The sequence below is a fragment of the Glycomyces sp. NRRL B-16210 genome, assembly GCF_000719515.1.
Taxonomy (GTDB): Bacteria; Actinomycetota; Actinomycetes; order Mycobacteriales; family Micromonosporaceae; genus Glycomyces.
The window spans coordinates 1-19,300 of the sequence record NZ_JOGR01000015.1; the positions used below are offsets into that span (position 1 = coordinate 1).

Below are 19,300 nucleotides of genomic sequence, written 5' to 3' on the forward strand. Positions count from 1 at the left end.
AATCGTCTCACCAGTACTCAACGGCGTCAACGGCTTCGGATGCGGCCGCCCCAACCGCGAACCGACACCAGCCGCCAAAATGACAATATTCGTGGACACGGGAACCGCCGCCTTCGCTGCATCGTGGATCACTCCGGTCCCCTCATCCTCGCAGGTCGCGGCGCTCGGGCCGAGGCGGGAGGACATATCGACCGAAATGACTGCCCATGGTCGGTCATCGCCGGTTTCCGACGAGTCGCTCGAAGAGCCGCTCGTGCCGGAGAACGACCTGGTCCGGCTCGTAGGCGCGGGCGGTGGCCCGGCCGCCGTCGGCGAGCTTGCGCCGCAGCGCCGGGTCGTCCATGAGCCGCTCCAGGGCCGCCGAGAGCTGCTCGACGTTCTTGGAGGCGACGAGCAGGCCGTTGACCTCGTGGTCGACCAGTTCGATCGGGCCCTGCTTGACGGCGGTGGAGACCACGGGCATCCCGGCGGCCATCGCTTCGACGAGGATGAGGCCGAACGACTCGTAGTGCGAGGTGACGGCCGCGATGGAGGCCTCGTGCCAGGCCTGGTCGAGGGGCGAGACGGGCCCCATGAGCTTGATGCGGCCGCGCAGGCCGTACTCGCCGACGAGCCGCTGGAGGCGCTTGCGCTCGGGGCCGCGCCCGTAGATGCGCACCGACCAGTCCGGGTACCGGTGGGCGATCTCGCCGAAGGCCTCGACGAGGAGGTTGAAGCCCTTCATGCTCGTGAGTCGCCCGGCGGCCATGATGACCGGCTCGGTCAGCGGTGAAGGGCCGCAGGTGTTGGCGGGCACGGAGTTCGGGATGACGGTGACGAGGTCGGCCTGAGCGCCGAGGGCCTCGCGGTAGGCGCGGGCGTCGGCCTCGGTGATGGTGACGATCGCGGCGAGGCGCCCGTATGCGTCGAGGATGCGGCGGCGCACCTGGGGGCGGTAGTTGTCGAGGAAGAGGTGCTCCTGGCCGACCACGATCGTGCCGGGGCGGGCGTACTCGGCGGCGTAGAGGTTGAGCGTCACCTGCGTGGTGACGAGGACGTCGGTCTCGACCTGCTCGAAGAAGCGCTTGACGCGCCGGTCGAGCAGGCGCGAGGACTCCTTCATGTTGTTGACCCCGTCCGCGTCGAGGTAGGAGGGCCGCCGGGCCCGGTAGGCGTCGGCGAAGGAGAGGGACTCACCGCCGTCGGCGGGGCTCCGGACGTCCCACAGGCTCGTGACGGTGACGCGCGGGTCGATCGGGAAGTCGGGGGCGGCCTTGTTGCGCACACACGACACGATCCGGACGTCGTGGCCCCGTTCGGCGAGGGCCTCGGCGGTGTTGATCGTGGTCCGGATGGTCCCGCCGATGCCCCAGACGGTGCGGACGAGGAACGTGATGCGCACGGTGTGGATTCCATTCTCGCTGCGGCGCGTCGCTGCGACCGCCGTCGGCCCCGAAGCGGGGCACTCGGCCACGATAGGTCGCCCGGGGCCCGATCCACGGCAGGCCACGCGCGCCCGAACGGGTCAGGAAGCGGACTTCTTGGCGGCCTTCTTCGCGGTGGTCTTCTTCGCGGTGGTCTTCTTGGCGGCCGTCTTCTTCGCGGCGGTCTTCTTCACCGCTTTCTTGGCGGCGGTCTTCTTGGCGGCCTTCTTCGCGGTCTTCTTGGCCGGGACCACGCCGGAGGCGACCTTCTCGCGGCGTTCGGCGAGGAGCTCGGCCGCGCGGTCGATGGTGAGGTCCTCGATCGAGTCGGTCTTGCGGATCGAGGCGTTGGTCTCGCCGTCGGTCACGTAGGGCCCGAAGCGGCCGTCCTTGAGCGTGACCTCCTTGCCGGTGACCGGGTCGGGGCCCAGTTCCTTCAGCAGGGACTGCGGGCGCTGCTGGCGCCCGCGCGACTTCGGCTGCGCGAGGAGCTTCTCGGCCTCTTCGAGGGTCAGCGTGAACAGCTGCTCCTCGCTGTCGAGGGAGCGGAACTCGCGCTTCTTCTTGACGTAGGGGCCGTGCGGGCCGAGGGCGGTGCGGATCTCCTCGCCTTCGGCGTCGGTGCCGACCAGGCGCGGGAGCGTCAGGAGCCGCAGGGCGTCGTCGAGGGTGAGTTCGGAGAGCTTCTGGCCGGTCAGCAGGGAGGCGGACTTCTCGCCGCTGGTGACGTAGGGGCCGTAGCGGCCGGACTTGGCGAGCACGGGCTCACCGGTCTCGGGGTGGACGCCGAGTTCGCCCTCGCCGGAGCCGAGCTCGTAGAGCTCCTCGACCTTGGCGGGGGTCAGCTCGTCGGGGGCGAGGTGCTCGGGGACGGAGGTGCGCTCGCCGGGCTCGCCGGCCTCGGCCTGGGCCGGGCTGGTGCGTTCGAGGTAGGGGCCGTACTTGCCGACGCGGACGACGATCTTGCGGTCCTTCTCGTCGGTGTACAGCGGGATCGAGTTGACCCCGCGGGCGTCGATCTTGCCCAGTTCCTGCTCGACGAGGTTGCGCAGCCCGCCGGAGGCGGCCACGGTGCCCTCTTTGTCCTCGCCGCCGAAGTAGAAGGCGCGCAGGAACGTCGCGCGGCCCTCCTGGCCGGCGGCGACCTCGTCGAGCTCGTTCTCCATGCCGGCGGTGAAGTCGTAGTCGACCAGGCGCGGGAAGTGCTGCTCCATGAGGCCGATCACGGCGAAGGCCAGGAAGGACGGGACGAGCGCCTGGCCCTTCTTGAAGACGTAGCCGCGGTCCTGGACGGTCTGCATGATCGAGGCGTAGGTCGAGGGGCGGCCGATGCCGCGCTCCTCGAGGGCCTTGACGAGGCTCGCCTCGGTGTAGCGGGCGGGCGGCTGGGTGGTGTGCCCGGCGGCTTCGAGGCCGCGCTCGGCGAGGTGCTGGCGCTCGGCGAGTTCGGGCAGGCGCTTCTCGGCGTCGTCGGCGTCGCCGTCGTCGATGGACTCGACGTAGGCGAGGAGGAAACCGGGGTTGGTGATGGTCTTGCCGGAGGCGCCGAAGTCGGCCTGCTCGCCGTCGGCGGTGGTGCCGCGGGTGCGCACCGAAGTGGAGTTGCCGGTGGCGTCGACCATCTGCGAGGCGAGGGTGCGGCGCCAGATGAGCTCGTAGAGCCGGTACTCCTCGGCCGAGAGCTGGCCTTTGAGCTGCGCGGGGGTCTTGAAGCGGTCCCCGGCGGGGCGGATGGCCTCGTGGGCCTCCTGCGCGTTCTTGACCTTGCGGGCGTAGTGGCGCGGCTCGGAGGGCACGTACTGGGCGCCGTAGAGCTCGGCGGCCTGGGCGCGCGCGGCGTTGATCGCGGTGGCCGACAGGTTCGTCGAGTCGGTCCGCATATAGGTGATGTGGCCGTTCTCGTAGAGCCGCTGGGCGACCCGCATGACCTGGGCGCTGGAGAGGCGGAGCTTGCGTCCGCCCTCCTGCTGGAGGGTCGAGGTGATGAACGGCGGGTAGGGACGGCGGCGGTAGGGCTTCTTCTCGACCTTGAGGACGGTGAAGTCGCGCCCTTCCAGGCGCCGGGCCAGGCCGCGGGCGCCGGCCTCGTCGAGGTGGACGACGTTGCCCTTGACGCGGCCGGTGGCGGCGTCGAAGTCCTTGCCGGTGGCGACGCGGTCGCCGTCGAGGGCGATGAGGGTGGACTTGAACCGCTGGTCCTCGTCGGTGGCGAGGTTGGCGGTGACGTCCCAGTAGTCGGCGGCGTGGAAGGCCATGCGGGCCCGCTCGCGCTCGACGACGATGCGGGTGGCGACCGACTGGACGCGCCCGGCCGACAGGCGGGGCATCACTTTCTTCCACAGGACCGGGCTGACCTCGTAGCCGTAGAGGCGGTCGAGGATGCGGCGGGCCTCCTGGGCGTCGACGAGGTCCTGGTTGAGTTCGCGCGGGTTCGCGGCGGCCTCGGCGATCGCGGCGGGGGTGATCTCGTGGAAGACCATGCGCTTGACCGGGATCTTGGGTTTGAGGGTCTCCAGCAGGTGCCAGGCGATGGCCTCGCCTTCGCGGTCCTCATCGGTGGCGAGGAAGAGTTCGTCGACTTCCGCGAGGTAGCCCTTGAGCTTCTTGACGTGGGCCGAGCGCTCGGGGTTGACGATGTACAGCGGCGTGAAGTCGTTGTCGACGTCCACGCCGAGCCGCGACCAGGCCTTGTCCTTGTACTTGGCCGGGATCTCCTTGGCGCTGCGCGGCAGGTCCCGGATGTGCCCGAGGGAGGAGTCGACGATGTAGTTCGGGCCCAGGTATGCGGCGATCGTCTTGGCCTTCGCCGGTGACTCGACGATGACCAGGCGCTTGAGATCGGCCACTGCTCCCACCATTCGCTCGGAAAATGGACTGGATTCGTTACGTTAGCTCACGCTTCCGCACTGCGTCCCCTGAGTATGCGTGTGCCCCGGTCGCAGCGACCGGGGCACACGCGGGGACCGGCGTGATTTCAACGCCTTCCCCGAAGGGCTCGCGGAGCCCCGGACCTAGCCGACCTCGACCGACTCACGCGGCTCCGGGGCGCGGGATTCCCCCGCCTCCACCACCGAGGACCGGCGCTTGGAGATGACGATCGCGCCGATCAAGACGACCACGGCGCCGCCGGTGATGAGCCAGCGGACCGGTCCGGAGGACTGGTCGCCGAGGGTGAAGACCACCACCGCCGGGGCGATGATGAGGCTCACGAGGTTCATGACCTTGAGCAGCGGGTTGATCGCGGGACCGGCGGTGTCCTTGAACGGGTCGCCGACGGTGTCGCCGATGACGGCCGCGGCGTGGGCCTCGGAGCCCTTGCCGCCGTGCGCGCCGTCCTCGATGTCCTTCTTCGCGTTGTCCCAGGCGCCGCCGGAGTTCGACAGCATGACCGCCATGAGCACGCCGCAGGCGATCGCGCCGGCGAGGTAGGCGGCGAGCGGCCCGACGCCGAGGCCGAAGCCGACCGCGATCGGGGCGGTGATGGCCAGCAGGCCCGGGGTGATCAGCTCGCGCTGGGCGTCGCGGGTGCAGATGTCGACCACGCGGCCGTACTCGGGGCGCTGGGTGCCCTCCATGATCCCGGGGAAGCGCGCGAACTGGTCGCGGACCTCGTTGACGACCGCGCCCGCGGAGCGGGCGACGGCGTTGATCGCCAGGCCGGAGAACAGGAAGACCACGGCGGCGCCGATGATGAAGCCCACGATGTTCTTCGGGTCGGCCAGGCTCAGGGCCTCGAACAGGGCGGTGCCGGCCAGGCCGTCCTCGCCCTTGCCGACCGCGTCGGTGTAGGCGCCGAACAGGGCCGTCGCGGCCAGGACCGCGGTCGCGATCGCGATGCCCTTGGTGATGGCCTTGGTGGTGTTGCCGACCGCGTCGAGGTCGGTGAGCGTGCGCGCCGCGTCGCCCTCGACGTCGCCGGACATCTCCGCGATGCCCTGGGCGTTGTCGCTGATGGGCCCGAAGGTGTCCATGGCGACGATGACGCCGACGGTGGTCAGCAGGCCGCAGCCGGCCAGCGCGATGGCGAACAGGCTCGCGAGGATGACCCCGCCGCCGAGGAGGTAGGCGCCCAGGACCGCGCCGGCGATGATGAGCGCGGTGTAGACGGCCGACTCCAGGCCGAGCGAGAAGCCCGAGAGGATGTTCGTGGCCGCGCCGGTGCGCGTGGAGGCCGACACGGCCTTCGTCGGCTTGTAGCGGGTGTCGGTGTAGTAGCCGGTGAGCGTCATGATCGCCGCGGCGAGCGCGATGCCGATGCAGACGGCGACGATGGCGAGCACCTGCGGGTTGACCGGGATCTGGGCGAGGTCGGCCGGGTCGATGCTGCCACCGAGTTCGGTCCAGGTCGAGGGCACGTACGCGAAGATCGCCGCCGCCGCGAGTCCCGCGGCGATGACCGCCGAGATGTAGAAGGCGCGGTTGATCGCGGTGAGGCCGGAGGCGTCGGAGGCCCGCAGGCGGGTGATGATGACGCCGATGATGGCACAGACGATGCCGACGGAGGCGACGATCAGGGGCAGGACCAGGCCGGAGTCGCCGAAGGCGGCGCGGCCGAGGATGAGGCTGGCGACCAGGACGACCGCGTAGGACTCGAAGAGGTCGGCGGCCATGCCGGCGCAGTCGCCGACGTTGTCGCCCACGTTGTCGGCGATGGTCGCCGGGTTGCGCGGGTCGTCCTCGGGGATGCCCTGCTCGACCTTGCCGACGAGGTCGGCGCCGACGTCGGCGGCCTTGGTGAAGATGCCGCCGCCGACGCGCATGAACATCGCGAGGAGGGCGGCGCCGAAGCCGAAGCCCTCCAGGACGATCGGGGCGTCGCCGTTGTAGACGAAGACGACGATGGCGGCGCCGAGCAGGCCGAGGCCGACGGTGAGGAAGCCGACCACGCCGCCGGTGCGGAAGGCCAGGTGCATGGCGTTGGTCGATTCGCCGTCGCGGGCGGCGGCGGCGACGCGCACGTTCGCGCGGGTGGCGAGGCTCATGCCCGCCCAGCCGATGAAGGCGCTGAATCCGGCGCCGACGATGAAGAAGAGGCTGCGTCCGATGCGGACGTCGTTGCCGGCTTCTCCGACCGGCAGCAGGAAGAGCAGGACCACGGCGATGACGACGAAGATCCCGAGTGCGCGGAACTGGCGTCGCAGGTAGGCGGAGGCGCCTTCCTGGACGGCTCCGGCGATCTCGCGCATCTTCTCGGTGCCGGTGCCTGCCGCGAGGATGCTCTTGACGAGCGCGGCGGCGCCTCCGAGCGCTACCAGCGCGAGCGCGGCGGCGAGCACGACGAGGCTCAGGTTCGAGCCCGTCAGCTGGCCTACGCCCTCGTCGCCGTTGGCGAGCAACGTATGCATGTGGTTCCTCCATAGCGATTTATGGCTCGCATGCGTCGCCGTGCCCGGGACGGACGGCTGGCGACGCGCGTCCGAGTCGTTCGATCACCGGTGGGGGACGAGGACGGGCGGGACGGTGCGGCCGTGCCGCGTCCACGACGCGGCTGACATAACGAGCGGAGTGTAACGATGTGAGGGCTTTGGGAGTGGGGTCGCTCACGCGTCTCGCCGGGGGTGTGCTGGGACTCAGTGGTCGGTCGAGGAGCCGGATCCGGGCAGGGGCCAGCTCATGCTGACGGTGGTGCCGCCGTCGGCGTCGGGACCGGTCACGACCAGGTCTTCGACCAGGCCGCCGAGGACGATGAGGGTGATCTCCTCGGAGAGGGTGTCCTCTTCGATGGTGTCGTGATCGCTCGCTCGCGCATCGCCGCCCGGCACGGCGGCGCCGACTCGGCCGTTCGGGCGTGCGCGCAGATCCTGCGCGTTGTCGGTGATTTTTGCAACGAAACGATCACCGATCGAAAATTCTACGCGCACTAGGTCCTCGAGTCCGCGGTCTCTGTGCCGCAGGACCGCGCGCGTGCACGCCTCGCCGACCGCTTGGCGCACCTCGTCGAGCAGTCCGGTGGCGACGCCGGCGTGCGCGGCCACGTCGGCGGCCACGAGGCGGGCGGCGCGGACGTACGCGGCGGCGGGGGTGAACGCGAACCGGACGGTCACCGGTTCGGCCCGTCCCCCGGCGCGGTCGTGCTTGGAGCCGTTCACTCGCCGGGCACCGCTTCCCGGACATCGAGCACCTTGTCGAGTCCGGTCAGGTCCAAAAGCTTGCGGATGCGCGGGTTCCCGCACACGACGACGAGGCTGCCGCCGGCGTCCGACAGGCGCCTGCGGGCGCCGATGAGCACGCCCAGACCGGTCGAGTCGCAGAACTCGGTGGGAGTGAGGTCGATCGCGACGCGCATGCGGCCCTCGGAGGAGAGCTGGCGGACGGCCTCGCGCAGTTGCGGAGCGGTGTACATGTCGATCTCGCCGGTGACGCTGATGACCGCGTACTCACCGACCGTGGAGAGACCGAGCCCCAGTTCGGGCTCGGCCGCGCCGTCGCCTGCCGTTCCTCTCACGCCGTCTCCCTCGGGCTCCTCGGACTCGCGGCTCGCAGGCGGCGCCTTCGGGCTGCGCGCCGCGGATCGGCCCGGGCCTGTCCGCTCGCGCCGCGAGAACACTGTGTCTTGGCCCATAAGCGTACTGCGTTCCCGGTGGGCCGGAGCCGGGAGCGTATGACCGCAGCGCGACGGGCGCCGCGCTCGGCGTGATCGCGATGTCGGGGGCCTGCGGCATCATTGGAGGCGTGTCCGTCCCGACCGAACAGCTCATCGACGCGCTCGACGCCGAAGGCCTGCGCCACCTGCGCCGCCTGCCGCCGCGGCGGTCCGTGCGGTGCGAATGGCCCGAATGGGTCCCGCCGGAGGTGCGGGACGCCCTGGCCGGCACCGGGATCACGCGGCCGTGGCCGCACCAGGCCGAGGCGGCGACGCACGCGTTCGAGGGCCGCGACGTGGTCGTGGCGACCGGCACCGCCTCGGGCAAGAGCCTGGCGTACCTGCTGCCGCTGCTCACCGAGGCGTCCGCCGAGGGCGAGGGCCGCACGCTGTACCTGGCGCCCACGAAGGCCCTCGCGGCCGACCAGGCCCGCGCGGTGGGCGAGTTCGCCGTCCCGGGGCTGATCCCGGCGATCGTGGACGGCGACACGCCGTTCGAGCACCGCCAGTGGGCCCAGCGGTTCGCGAACCTGGTCCTGTCGAACCCGGACCTGCTCCACCACTCGCTGCTCCCCCGCCACCGCATGTGGCGGTCCCTGCTCAAGAACCTGAAGTACGTCGTCGTCGACGAGTGCCACGTCTACCGCGGGGTCTTCGGCGCCCACGTCGCCTTGACGCTGCGCCGGCTCCTGCGGCTGGCCGAGCACTACGGCGCGAACCCGACGGTGATCGCCGCCAGCGCCACCGCGGCCGACCCGGCCGCTTCGCTATCGGTCCTCACCGGACGGCCGGCGGCCGCGGTCACCGAGGACGCCTCGCCGTCGCCGGGGGCCACGGTGGCACTGTGGGAGCCGGTCACGTACGAGATCGACGGCGAACCGCAGCAGGCGTCCACTTTGAGCGAGACCGCGCGGATGCTGGCGCAGCTGGTGCGCCGCGGCGTGCGGACGCTCGCGTTCGTGCCCTCGCGGCGCGGGGCCGAGATCGTCGCGGCCGAGGCGAAGTCGCGCCTGGGCGCGGACCCGGCCTCGGGCCGGATCGCGGCGTACCGGGCGGGGTACCTGCGCGAGCACCGCCGCGACCTGGAGGCGGACCTGCGCGAGGGCAGGCTGCTGGGCGTGGCGACGACGAACGCGCTGGAGCTGGGCATCGACGTGACGGGCCTGGACGCGGTGCTGCTGTGCGGGTATCCGGGGCGGCTGGCCTCGTTCTGGCAGCAGATCGGCCGGGCGGGTCGGGGGGACACCGAGGCGCTGGCGGTGATGCTGGCGAAGGACGATCCGCTGGACACGTTCCTGGTGCACCACCCGGAGGCGATCTTCGACCGGCCGGTGGAGGCGAGCGTGTGCGACCCGTCGAACCCGTACGTGCTGGCCGGGCACCTGTGCCTGGCGGCCGAGGAGCTGCCGCTGCGGGAGGCGGACCTGGAGGCGATCCCGGGGAGCCGGGAGGTCGCCGAGCAGTTGTGCGAGCAGAAGCTGCTGCGCAGGCGCCCCGGGGGGCGCTACTACTGGATCGGTTCGGAGCGCCCGGAGGTGGCGCTGCGCGGTTCGGGGCCGATGGGCGTGGACATCGCGGAGACGAGCACGGGCCGGCTCATCGGCACGATCGACGCGGCGGCCTCGCACCGGCTCGTCCACACCGGAGCGCTGTACCTGCACCAGGGCGAGTCGTTCATCGTGGACGAGTTGGACCTGGACGACGGGGTGGCGCTGGTGCACGCGGCGAAGCCGCCGTGGACGACGATGGCGCAGGAGATCACGCACCTGGAGGTGCTCGCCGAGCGCGAGCGGCTGGAGATGGGCGAGGCGACGCTGTGCCTGGGCGAGGTGGAGGTGACGTCGAACGTGATCTCGTACCAGCGCAGGCGGTTGCCCTCGGGCGAGGTGATCGACACGCAGACGCTCGACCTGCCGCCGCAGACGCTGCGGACGGTGGCGGTGTGGTGGACGGTGGAGCCGGAGTCGCTGGACGGGTTGAAGGACCTGGCGGGGTCGCTGCACGCGGCCGAGCACGCCTCGATCGGGCTGCTGCCGTTGATCGCGACGTGCGATCGGTGGGACATCGGCGGGCTGTCGACCTCGGCGCACATGGACACGGAGCTGCCGACGGTGTTCGTGTACGACGGGCACCCGGGCGGGGCGGGCTTCGCGGAGCAGGCGTTCCGCAAGTGGAGGGAGTGGCTGGGGGCGACGCGGGAGGCGATCGGAAGCTGCGAGTGCCACTTCGGCTGCCCGAGCTGCATCCAGAGCCCGAAGTGCGGCAACGGCAATGAACCTTTGAGCAAGCGGGGCGCGCTGACCCTCCTCGACAGACTCCTGAAAGCGGGAGAAGGCCCGGTCAAGGCGACAGTCCACGCCCAGGCCCCGATCCAAGAGGCGGCCCCGACTGAACAAAAAGAAGCAGACCTCTGGCCCGGCGACTTCTGAACCCACCGGCGGCCGCGCCCGCTCTGCGATGCCGATCATCAGGGGCCGCAGCGCTTTCTCGGATTCCGGACGCGTGTCGCTGCGCCGGTGTTCGAACGCCTTCCGGAACCCTCGAATGGGTGAAGCAACGCGAATTGCTCAGACAGTTGACGAAGATCGCCGACGACAAGGGCGCTACGCTGGAGTTCGTCCGACACGGCGGCAGTCACGACATGTACCGGATCCTCGGCCAGACGCTGTTCCTCCCGCGCCATCGCGAGATCAAGGAAGGCACAGCCCGTTCGATCATCCGCCAAGCAGAGGAGGCCTGAGATGCGCTACCACGCCATCGCCGAAGCCGCGCCCGAGAGCGGTTGGGTCGTCGCGGTGCCGAGCCTCAAAGGCGCCGTGACCCAAGGCGAAGACTGGTCCGACGCCGAGTACATGGCCCGGGACCTCATCGCCACGATGTTCGACACGCCGATCGAGTCGGTCGAAGTCACGCTCACCGAAGTCGGCGGCGGCGGCATCGACTCGGTCGTCGAGGCCTGGCACGCGAAGGCCTGCGCCTGAATGAGCCGACCGCTGTAAGCCGGCGATTCGGGTGAGGCTGGCGCTGAGGTGGGGGCTCATCGGTTGGCCTTCGGCCGCCATCTCCTGGGCGTACATGAGGGCGCCTTCGACCAGGCCGTAGAGGCGCTTGCCGGCGGTGACCTCCTTGGCCTGGGGGCTGCGGACCACCGCGTCGGTGGCGATCTCGATCCGGGTGCCGTCCACATGGCCGTAGTACAGGTCCAGGACGCCGGTGGGGTGCGCGAGGAGCACTTCGATCTCGGGGCGCTTGGGGTCCTCGCCCTTGACCACGCGCCACCAGCCGGTCTCCTGCGCCGCGGGACGCACCGCTTCGCCCTCGGGGTCGATGATCCACGAGCGCGCGTAGTAGCGCAGGAACGGGCGTCCGTCGTGGAGGAAGCCGAGCTCTTGGGCGTACAGGAAGTCCTCGGTGCCGGGGTAGCCGCCTTGGCCGCGGCCCCGCCAGCGCCCGACCAGCGGCAGCAGCGGCAGCAGGTCGTCGTGCAGGTTCGGGCCGCTGCGCAGGTCGTCGGTCTCCTCGAACGGGTAGGGCTCGACCTTCTCGAAGGTCGAGGCGAACTCCGCCGGTACTTCGCGCTCGCTCATTTGCTCCTCGCGGTTCGAATGGTCCAGTAGCCGATTGCGCCCGCCATGGCGCCTGCGGCGATGACGAGCACGGCCGTCAATGCCGTCTCCACGGCCACCACTTTACGTCCGCACCTCGTCGTTTTCTCCGAGCGATGGCAAGATAATGCTCATGACTACACCAGGACCCTTCGACAGCTGGCTCTCGGACATGGACGGCGTGCTCGTCCACGAGGGCGTACCCGTTCCGGGCGCCAACAAGCTCATCGAGAAGTTGCAGTCGGCGGGGAAGCGGTTCCTCGTGCTCACCAACAACTCGATCTACACGCCGCGCGATCTGCATGTGCGGTTGAAGAACTCGGGGTTGGCCGTCCCGGTCGAGTCGATCTACACCTCGGCGATGGCGACCGCGGACTTCCTCCAGTCGCAGCGCCCCAAGGGCTCGGCGTACGTCATCGGCGAGGCGGGCCTGACCACGGCGCTGCACGAGATCGGTTACGTGCTCACCGATTACCGCCCCGACTACGTGGTCCTCGGCGAGACGCGCCGCTACGACTTCGGCGCGCTCACCACGGCGGTGCGTCTGGTCAAGGCCGGTTCGAGGCTGATCTGCACCAACCCCGACACGACCGGGCCGAGCCCCGAGGGCCTCATGCTCGGCGTCGGCGCGGTTGCGGCGATGATCACCGCGGCGACCGGTTCCGAGGCGTACTTCCCCGGCAAGCCGAACCCGCTGATGATGCGCAACGCGTTGCGCCGCATCGGGGCCCACTCGGAGTCGACGGTGATGATCGGCGACCGCATGGACACCGACGTGCTGTCGGGGCTCGAAGCCGGGCTCGAGACGGTCCTGGTCTTGTCGGGGGTCACTGACACTATTGAGGAAGTCGAGCGCTACCCCTTCCGGCCGAACCACGTCAAGGACTCGGTCGCGGACCTGATCGACTGGATCGAGTAAGGAGTCCCCCGATGGCCCCCGTCCACCGCCCCGCCGCTTCGGCACCGCGCGCGCGCCGAGAGGACGAGCGCCTCCCCGCGCCCCGGCCCTCGCGGACACCGCAGGAGGTGCCGCCGAAGCAGGCGGGGCCGCGCCCCCGCGACCCCGAGAGCAAGCTGTCGGCGCTGGAGTCGCGGGTCCTGGCGTTCGAGGCGCGCTGGTGGCGGGCCACCGGCGCGAAGACGCAGGCGATCAGCGACGAGCTGGAGCTCACCCCGGAGCGGTACTACCAGCACCTGGCGCGGCTCATCGACCATCCCGAGGCCGCCGCGCAGCAGCCGGCGGTCGTGCGGCGCCTCCGGGCGGCCCGAGACGAGCGCCGCGCGGCGCGGTAAGACGCGCGGCGCGTTCGAGCACGCTCCGCCAATAAACTGGACGCGCGCCGGGTCCGCGGGTCGTTGCGGCGCAACGCCGCGGACGGCACGCGTCGGACTGCGACCGTCAGACCTCTCAGACCTCGGGTCCGCGGCGGCGTTCGGTGAGGACGAACCACAGCGCGCCGGCCGCGAGCACCGCCAGGCCGCCGAGCACCGAGGGCGGCGGCAGGCTCGCGGCCACCAGGAGGCACCCGGCGAGGCCGATCCACGGCAGCGGGGCGCGGCGGTCGAGCGTCAGCGCCGAGGCGTTGGCGACCGCGTAGTAGACCAGGACGCAGAAGCCGGACAGGCCGATCGCCTCCGTCAAGTCCAGCATGGACACCAGGAACAGGACGAGGGCGCTCGCGGCGACCTCGGCGGCCCAAGGGACCCCGAAGCGCTTCGAGACGGCCGTCAGCGACCGCGGCAGGCGCCGGTCGCGGGCCATCGCCAGCATCGTCCGGCCGATCCCGGCCAGCAGGCTCAGCAGGACCCCGGCGACGGCGATCCCCGCGCCGATCGCGACCAGCGGGCCCAGCGCCGGAGCGCCCGCCGCCGCGAGGTCGGCCAGCGGCGCGGCCGACTCGGCGAGGGTCCCTGCCCCCAGGACGCGCAGCGCGGTCACCGCGACCAGCGCGTACACCCCGACCGTGACGCCGAGCGCGATCACCACGGCCCGCGGGATGGTCCACTCGGGTCGGGTGACCTCCTCGCCGAGCGTCGCGACCCGCGCGTAGCCGGCGAACGCGAAGAACACGAACCCGGCCGCGGTCAGCGTGCCCCAAGGGTGCGTGTCGCCCAGCGGCTGGGCGGCCACCGGGCCGGTGAGCCCGGCGATGACGACCGCGCCGAGGACCAGCAGCGTGATCCCGGCGAACACCGCCGAGGCCAGAGCGGTCCGCTTGACGCCCAAGAGGTTGATCGCGCAGAAGGCGACGACCGCGGCGGCCGCGAGCGCCCTGGGGTGGCCGGGCAGGAGGTAGGCGCCGAGCGTCAGGGCCATCGCCGCGCCCGAGGCGGTCTTGCCGACCGTGAAGGCCCAGCCCGCGGCGAAGCCGGCGGCCGGGTGGAGGCGGCGGGTGCCGTAGACGTAGGCGCCGCCGGCCCGCGGGTACAGGGCGGCGAGGCGGGCGGTGGAGCGGGCGTTGCAGTAGGCGATGACGGCGGCGATCGCGAGGGCGGCCAGCATCGCGGGCCCCGAGCCCGCGGCGCGCGCGGCCGGGCCCCAGACGACGAAGACGCCCGCGCCGAGCATGGAGGCGAGTCCGATCGCGATCGCCGAGGGGAGGCCGAGGCGGCGCTGGAGGGGCGGCCGATCTCGCGGCGGAGTGGGCATGCCTTGAAGATACCGCGCGGGCCTTGGGGCCCTGGCCTACCGATACCGCCGCTCAGGCTCCAGCCACAATGGTAGTTCCATTGTGTCCCAATGTATTCGTTTGACGACGCGGATGATGAGGACGCCGATGAACAGTCCGGCGGGGGTGTCGCTGAACCAGTGGAAGCCCAGGTAGGTCGTGGAGAACCCGACGATGAGCGGCGGCAGCAGCAGGAACAGTCGCCGCTGCCAGACCCCGAAGGACCGGCCGACGAGGATGACGATGAAGCCGTACCAGACCACCGAGTTGAGCACGTGCCCGGACGGATACGCCCCGGCCGGCTCCAACGAGGTCAGCAGCACCGCCTGCGCGGCGTCGGCGTACGGGGGCGAGGCGATGTCGGGCCAGTGCGGGTAGACGCGCAGCAGCGTGTACTTCAGCAGGAGCACGGCCCCGGCCATGAAATAGGTGGTGACGAACGCCAGCAGGGGCCGGACGTCGCGGCGGCGCCAGGCGATGATCGCGGCGATGCCGAGCGCGACCGAGCCGAGCGCGCCGCCCTGGCCGAGCATGTTGGTGAAGGTCGCGACCTGCTCGGCGAGCGGCCCCCGGTGGGCGTCGACCGCGTCGCGGACCGCGATGTCGAAGCGCACCAAGGGGCTCACCCAGAACAGCGGGACGGTCCACAGGACCAGGCCGCACGCCATGGCGAGCTCCAGCGCCCACGAGCCGGGCCGCTTGGGGACGAAGGGCCTCCAATGGCCCCGGGGCGCCCGGGGTTCGCGCTGGCCTACGACGGTCACGGCCGTAAGCCTAGCGACTGAAGCGTCCGGGTTGAATCCGATATGGCGCGGCGCCCGGCCGTTCCGCCGCGGACGCGGGCGGTCGACCGGGCGCCGGAACGCCGTCTACAGGTCGGCGACGTCCGCCTGCTTGGCGCGGACGGCCTCGGCGGCCTCCTTGAGGTTCGCCAGCTCGCCCTCGGTGAGGGGGGTCTCGACGACCTTCTTGACGCCTTCGGCGCCGATCTCGGCGTTGACGCCGAGGTAGACGCCGGAGATGCCGTACTCGCCGTCGACCCAGGCGCACACGGGCAGGACGGCGCCGGAGTCCTCGGCGACGGCCTTGGCCATGCGGGCGGCGGCGGCCGACGGGGCGTAGTACGCCGAGCCGGTCTTGAGGAGGGCCACGATCTCGGCGCCGCCGTTGCGGGTCTTGGTGACCAGCTCCTCGACCTTATCGGCGGGGAGGAGGTCGGCCAGCGGCTTGCCGTCGACGGAGGACTGGCTGGGCACGGGCACCATGGTGTCGCCGTGCGAGCCGAGGGTGAGGGTCGTGACGGAGGCGACCGGCACCTGGAGCTCCTCGGCCACGAAGTTCGTGAAGCGCGCGGTGTCGAGCATCCCGGCCTGGCCCAGGACCCGGTTCTTGGGGAACCCGGAGGCGAGCTGCGCGAGCGCGGTCATCTCGTCGAGCGGGTTGGAGACGACGATGATCACGGCGTTCGGGGAGTGCTTGACGAGGTTCTCGGTGACGCCGCGAACGATCTTGGCGTTGACCTCGAGGAGGTCCATGCGGCTCATGCCGGGCTTGCGCGGGAGGCCCGCGGTGATGACGATGACGTCGGACCCGGCGGTCTTGTCGTAGCCGCCGCCGTCGGCGTCGGTGGTCGCGCCGACGACCTTGGTCTCGAAGCCCTCGATGGTGCGGGACTGGTTCATGTCGAGGGCGATGCCCTCGGGCTTGCCCTCGACGATGTCGGTGAGCACGACCTCGTCGAAGATGTCGTACTCGGCCAGGCGCTGGGCGGTGGTGGAGCCGTAGAAACCGGCGCCGACGACCGTGACCTTCTTACCCATCGAATGCTCCTCTGCATTTAGGCTGCCCGTGTGCTGCGCAGGCAGCCGGAATTGTTGGCGCGGTTGGCGCCAAGGGTCTGCATGGCGGGCCGCGCCCGGTGAGGTCCGCGGCGCCGCACGCTCGGTGAGGCCCTCGGGACCGCGAACCGGCAACGCGAGCGTAACCAGGTCTGTTCGTCCACGCTATGACTCTCGTCTCGAAGGGCGCATCCGGCCCCTGACCGGGTGGCGGAGACCTCCCGAAAAGGCGGGTGGCGCCCTCGGGCGACGATGCGGGCGTCCCGAGACGTGGACCCACGTTGACAACTCCTACTGGCTTTGTGGAGTATTTGGGGGCCGTCCAGATCCGAGGGAGCCGCGCGTGCTGATCGCGACCACCATCCTCACCGCCGTCACCGCGGGCTTCGTCGCCCAGCTCGTGGACGGCAGCCTCGGCATGGGCTTCGGCACCATCACGATGACGTTCCTGCTGGGCCTGGGCATCGCACCGGCCGTGGCCTCGGCGTCGGTCAACGTGGCGACGATCGCCACCGGCACCGTCAGCGCCGTCGCCCACGCCAAGCTGCGGAACGTCCACTGGCCCACCACGCTCCGCCTGGGCATCCCCGGAGCGGTCGGCGGCTTCGCCGGCGCGTGGGCGCTCATGTCGCTGACGCGCCTGGACGCGGCCACGCCGGTCACCAGCGCGATCCTCGTGGCGCTCGGCGCGGCCATCGTGTGGCGCTTCGCCGCCGGAGGCGGCACGCCCGCCGGGCCGGTGCGGACGGGATTCGCGGCGCCGACGGGCCTGGTCGGGGGCTTCCTCGCGGCGGTCGGCGGGGGCGGCTGGGGCCCAGTGACGATGCCGATCACGCTGACGACCTCCCGGCTGGAGCCGTACAAAGTGGTCGGATCGGTCTCGACGGCGCAGGTGTTCGCCTCGACGGCGGCCGTCGCCGGGTTCTGGCTCGCGGCCCCGCAGACGCTGACGGTGCTGTGGCCGCTGGTGGCGGGCATGGCGGTCGGCGGGATGGCGGCCGCGCCGCTGGCGGCGTGGCTGACGCGCCGGATTCCGACCGCGAAACTGGGCTCGACGATCGGGATGCTGGTGGTGGCGCTGAACCTGCGGACCTTCCTCGGGAACTTCAGCCTGCCGTGGCCGGCGGTGACGGGCGCGTACCTGGCGCTGGCGGCGGTGTGGGCGGTGGTACTGGTGGGGCCGAGACGCCGAGCCGCTCCAGGGGCCGAGCCGAACCAGGCCGAGCCGGACCGGTTCGATCCCGCGCCGGCCAAAGCCGAGGCGTAGGTTCGCGCGGTGTTCACGTTCCTGGGGTGCCCTATCGCGGTCGCGGTGCTCATCGCCCTGCTCATCGCCGGTGCCCGCAACCGGCGGCAAGGGGTTCGCGCGCCTCGGAGCACGGTCTTCGCGGCGGTGGCGCTCGGCTCGCTCTGCGTCGCGATACTCGCCTACGACGCGGGGACGCTGAGCCTGTTCCGTTTCGAAGTGGACGAGCTGTGCTCGTCCTACGAAGGCGCCGGGTCCTTCGTCGGCTATCGGGAATCCTCGTTCCCGATCAGCGGCAAACTGACCTGCTCCGAAAGGACGGTTCAGCTCGTGCCGTTCTGGGTCAACCCGCTCGTGTTCCTGTCCTCGGCCGCCGCGTCGGCCTTCGCGGTCGCCGCGGTCGTGGCCTGGCGCAGGCGAATCTGAAGCCCCCTGCCGGCGGCGGCGTGGCGAAGAGGGCCGGGCGGCCGCCCGGCCCTCTTCGGTCGCGATCCGACACGCCCTAGAACGCGTTGCCGCGCTGGAGTTCGCGGGCGATGACGATGCGCTGGACCTGGTTGGTGCCCTCGTAGATCTGGGTGATCTTGGCGTCGCGCATCATGCGTTCGAGCGGGAAGTCCTGGGTGTAGCCGTAGCCGCCGAGGACCTGGACCATGTCGGTGGTGATCTGCATGGCCGCGTCCGAGGCGAAGCACTTGGCGGCGGCCCCGAAGTAGGTGAGATCGCCGTCGCCGCGCTCGGAGCGGGCCGCGGCGGCGTAGGTGAGCTCGCGGGCGGCGCTGATCTTCATGGCCGCGTCGGCGAGGAGGAACTGGACGCCCTGGAACGCGGCGATCGGGCGGCCGAACTGCTCGCGCTCGGCGGCGTAGGCGGTCGCGGCGTCGAGCGCGCCCTGGGCGATGCCGAGGGCCTGCGCGGCGATGGTGACGCGGGTGTGGTCGAGGGTGCGCATCGCGAGCGAGAAGCCTTGGCCCGCTTCGCCGATGAGGCGGCCCGCGGGCAGGCGCACCGAGTCGAGGTAGACCTCGGCGGTCGGGGAGCCCTTGATGCCGAGCTTCTTCTCGGGCTTGCCGAAGGAGACGCCCGCGTCGCCCTTCTCGACGACGAACGCCGAGATGCCCTTGGCGCCCGCGCCCGGTTCGGTCACGGCGAAGACGGTGTAGAACTCGCTGACGCCCGCGTTGGTGATCCAGCGCTTGACGCCGTCGAGGACCCACTCGTCGCCGTCGCGGACGGCGCGGGTGGTCATCGAGGCGGCGTCCGAGCCCGCCTCGGGCTCGGAGAGGCAGTAGGAGAACATCGCCTCGCCCGCCGCCACCGGCGGCAGGTAGCGGCGCTTGAGGTCCTCGGAGGCGTCGAGCAGCAGCGGCAGCGAGCCGAGCTTGTTGACCGCCGGGATGAGCGAGGAGGAGGCGCACGCGCGGGCGACCTCCTCGATGACGATCGCGGTGCCGAGCGCGTCGATGCCCGCGCCGCCGTATTCGGCCGGGATGTGGGGCGCGTGGAGGTCGGAGGCCTTGAGCGCGGCGTAGGAGGCCTTGGGGAAGGTCGCGGTCGCGTCGGCCTCGGCAGCGTTGGGGGCGACGCCGGTCTCGCACACTTCGCGGGTGGCGGAGCGGATGTCGTCGTACTCTTCTGGCAGGCGGTATGGGCTGAACCCGGTGGACATCGGTGGCTCCCGGCGGTTGTCGCAGCTATCGTCGCGGTGGTTGTTACTCGTCGGTAATACAGGGCGAGTGTAGCCCACCCGCCCGGGCCCCGGTGACCGGCGACACCGTGAGTTCTCCACGGATTCTTCGCAACGTCACAGGACGTTCATGCGTGAAGTTGAATATACGATGGCGCAGGCCATGGTCGTATACACGTACAATTCGAGGCCGCCGCGCGAACGGCGCCGCCCACGGCAGCGGCGGCGCATCTCCTGGCCGGGTCGCAGCAGGACCGGGCCGCGCACGA

At 71.2% G+C, this 19,300-nt stretch carries 15 protein-coding genes and 1 pseudogene; 6 read left to right on the top strand and 10 right to left on the bottom strand.

Annotation, left to right across the window (positions count from 1 at the left end):
- Window positions 1-214 precede the first annotated feature (214 nt).
- The 5 genes from IF12_RS0120590 to IF12_RS0120610 form a co-directional block, all read right to left on the bottom strand.
- The gene (locus IF12_RS0120590; protein ID WP_030161842.1) at window positions 215-1,381 is read right to left on the bottom strand and encodes a glycosyltransferase family 4 protein; all 1,167 of its coding nucleotides are present in this window, start codon (window positions 1,379-1,381) and stop codon (window positions 215-217) included.
- A 123-nt stretch (window positions 1,382-1,504) separates the two neighbouring features.
- A complete protein-coding gene (gene topA, locus IF12_RS0120595) occupies window positions 1,505-4,261 on the bottom strand; it encodes a type I DNA topoisomerase (RefSeq protein ID WP_030161843.1) in 2,757 nt (918 codons plus the stop codon).
- A gap of 153 nt (window positions 4,262-4,414) precedes the next feature.
- Window positions 4,415-6,748: a sodium-translocating pyrophosphatase gene (locus IF12_RS0120600; RefSeq protein WP_030161844.1), complete on the bottom strand. Its 2,334-nt coding sequence runs from the start codon at window positions 6,746-6,748 to the stop codon at window positions 4,415-4,417.
- Window positions 6,749-6,973: 225 nt separating this feature from the next.
- On the bottom strand, window positions 6,974-7,492 hold the full coding sequence (locus tag IF12_RS0120605) for an ATP-binding protein (protein ID WP_051704684.1): 519 nt from the start codon (window positions 7,490-7,492) through the stop codon (window positions 6,974-6,976).
- Window positions 7,489-7,848, bottom strand: coding sequence for an STAS domain-containing protein (locus tag IF12_RS0120610; protein WP_051704685.1), 360 nt, complete (start codon window positions 7,846-7,848; stop codon window positions 7,489-7,491). Before IF12_RS0120610 ends, IF12_RS0120605 begins: the two co-directional genes overlap by 4 nt.
- 227 nt (window positions 7,849-8,075) lie before the next feature.
- Here IF12_RS0120610 and IF12_RS0120615 point away from each other — a divergent pair, with 227 nt between their 5' ends.
- Entirely contained in the window at window positions 8,076-10,415 is a 2,340-nt protein-coding gene (locus IF12_RS0120615; RefSeq protein WP_231492663.1) for a DEAD/DEAH box helicase, read from the top strand.
- A 119-nt stretch (window positions 10,416-10,534) separates the two neighbouring features.
- A complete protein-coding gene (locus IF12_RS0120620; protein ID WP_030161849.1) occupies window positions 10,535-10,726 on the top strand; it encodes a type II toxin-antitoxin system HicA family toxin in 192 nt (63 codons plus the stop codon).
- 259 nt (window positions 10,727-10,985) lie between these two features.
- Here IF12_RS0120620 and IF12_RS0120625 read toward each other — a convergent pair.
- Window positions 10,986-11,573: pseudogene (locus IF12_RS0120625) on the bottom strand (FABP family protein); the annotation flags it as partial.
- Between the two features lie 151 nt (window positions 11,574-11,724).
- Between IF12_RS0120625 and IF12_RS0120630 the strand changes: the two are divergent.
- Together IF12_RS0120630 and IF12_RS0120635 are read left to right on the top strand one after the other, a co-directional pair.
- Window positions 11,725-12,510 (top strand): HAD-IIA family hydrolase, encoded by a 786-nt coding sequence (locus tag IF12_RS0120630; protein WP_030161852.1) that lies wholly within the window; start codon window positions 11,725-11,727, stop codon window positions 12,508-12,510.
- An 11-nt stretch (window positions 12,511-12,521) separates the two neighbouring features.
- Window positions 12,522-12,884 (top strand): DUF3263 domain-containing protein, encoded by a 363-nt coding sequence (locus tag IF12_RS0120635; RefSeq protein WP_081913802.1) that lies wholly within the window; start codon window positions 12,522-12,524, stop codon window positions 12,882-12,884.
- Window positions 12,885-12,999: 115 nt separating this feature from the next.
- On the opposite strand, the gene IF12_RS0120640 is transcribed toward IF12_RS0120635, so the two are convergent.
- The 3 genes from IF12_RS0120640 to mdh form a co-directional block, all read right to left on the bottom strand.
- A complete protein-coding gene (locus tag IF12_RS0120640) occupies window positions 13,000-14,241 on the bottom strand; it encodes an APC family permease (protein WP_030161855.1) in 1,242 nt (413 codons plus the stop codon).
- Between the two features lie 36 nt (window positions 14,242-14,277).
- Window positions 14,278-15,024: a phosphatase PAP2 family protein gene (locus tag IF12_RS0120645; RefSeq protein ID WP_133884429.1), complete on the bottom strand. Its 747-nt coding sequence runs from the start codon at window positions 15,022-15,024 to the stop codon at window positions 14,278-14,280.
- A gap of 105 nt (window positions 15,025-15,129) precedes the next feature.
- Window positions 15,130-16,080 (bottom strand): malate dehydrogenase, encoded by a 951-nt coding sequence (gene mdh / locus IF12_RS0120650; RefSeq protein WP_030161863.1) that lies wholly within the window; start codon window positions 16,078-16,080, stop codon window positions 15,130-15,132.
- Between the two features lie 361 nt (window positions 16,081-16,441).
- Between mdh and IF12_RS0120655 the strand changes: the two genes are divergently transcribed.
- Window positions 16,442-17,365 (top strand): sulfite exporter TauE/SafE family protein, encoded by a 924-nt coding sequence (locus tag IF12_RS0120655; protein ID WP_051704687.1) that lies wholly within the window; start codon window positions 16,442-16,444, stop codon window positions 17,363-17,365.
- Window positions 17,366-17,374: 9 nt separating this feature from the next.
- A complete protein-coding gene (locus tag IF12_RS0120660; protein ID WP_030161867.1) occupies window positions 17,375-17,770 on the top strand; it encodes a hypothetical protein in 396 nt (131 codons plus the stop codon).
- A 76-nt stretch (window positions 17,771-17,846) separates the two neighbouring features.
- On the opposite strand, the gene IF12_RS0120665 is transcribed toward IF12_RS0120660, so the two are convergent.
- A complete protein-coding gene (locus IF12_RS0120665) occupies window positions 17,847-19,013 on the bottom strand; it encodes an acyl-CoA dehydrogenase family protein (RefSeq protein WP_030161869.1) in 1,167 nt (388 codons plus the stop codon).
- Window positions 19,014-19,300: the final 287 nt, after the last annotated feature.

Excerpts from the sequence above, each read along its gene's own strand:
- IF12_RS0120665 (WP_030161869.1), bottom strand. The coding sequence starts at position 19,013 with ATGTCCACCGGGTTCAGCCCATACCGCCTGCCAGAAGAGTACGACGAC.
- mdh (WP_030161863.1), bottom strand. The coding sequence starts at position 16,080 with ATGGGTAAGAAGGTCACGGTCGTCGGCGCCGGTTTCTACGGCTCCACC.
- topA (WP_030161843.1), bottom strand. The coding sequence starts at position 4,261 with ATGGTGGGAGCAGTGGCCGATCTCAAGCGCCTGGTCATCGTCGAGTCA.
- IF12_RS0120635 (WP_081913802.1), top strand. The coding sequence starts at position 12,522 with ATGGCCCCCGTCCACCGCCCCGCCGCTTCGGCACCGCGCGCGCGCCGA.
- IF12_RS0120600 (WP_030161844.1), bottom strand. The coding sequence starts at position 6,748 with ATGCATACGTTGCTCGCCAACGGCGACGAGGGCGTAGGCCAGCTGACG.
- IF12_RS0120630 (WP_030161852.1), top strand. The coding sequence starts at position 11,725 with ATGACTACACCAGGACCCTTCGACAGCTGGCTCTCGGACATGGACGGC.
- IF12_RS0120640 (WP_030161855.1), bottom strand. The coding sequence starts at position 14,241 with ATGCCCACTCCGCCGCGAGATCGGCCGCCCCTCCAGCGCCGCCTCGGC.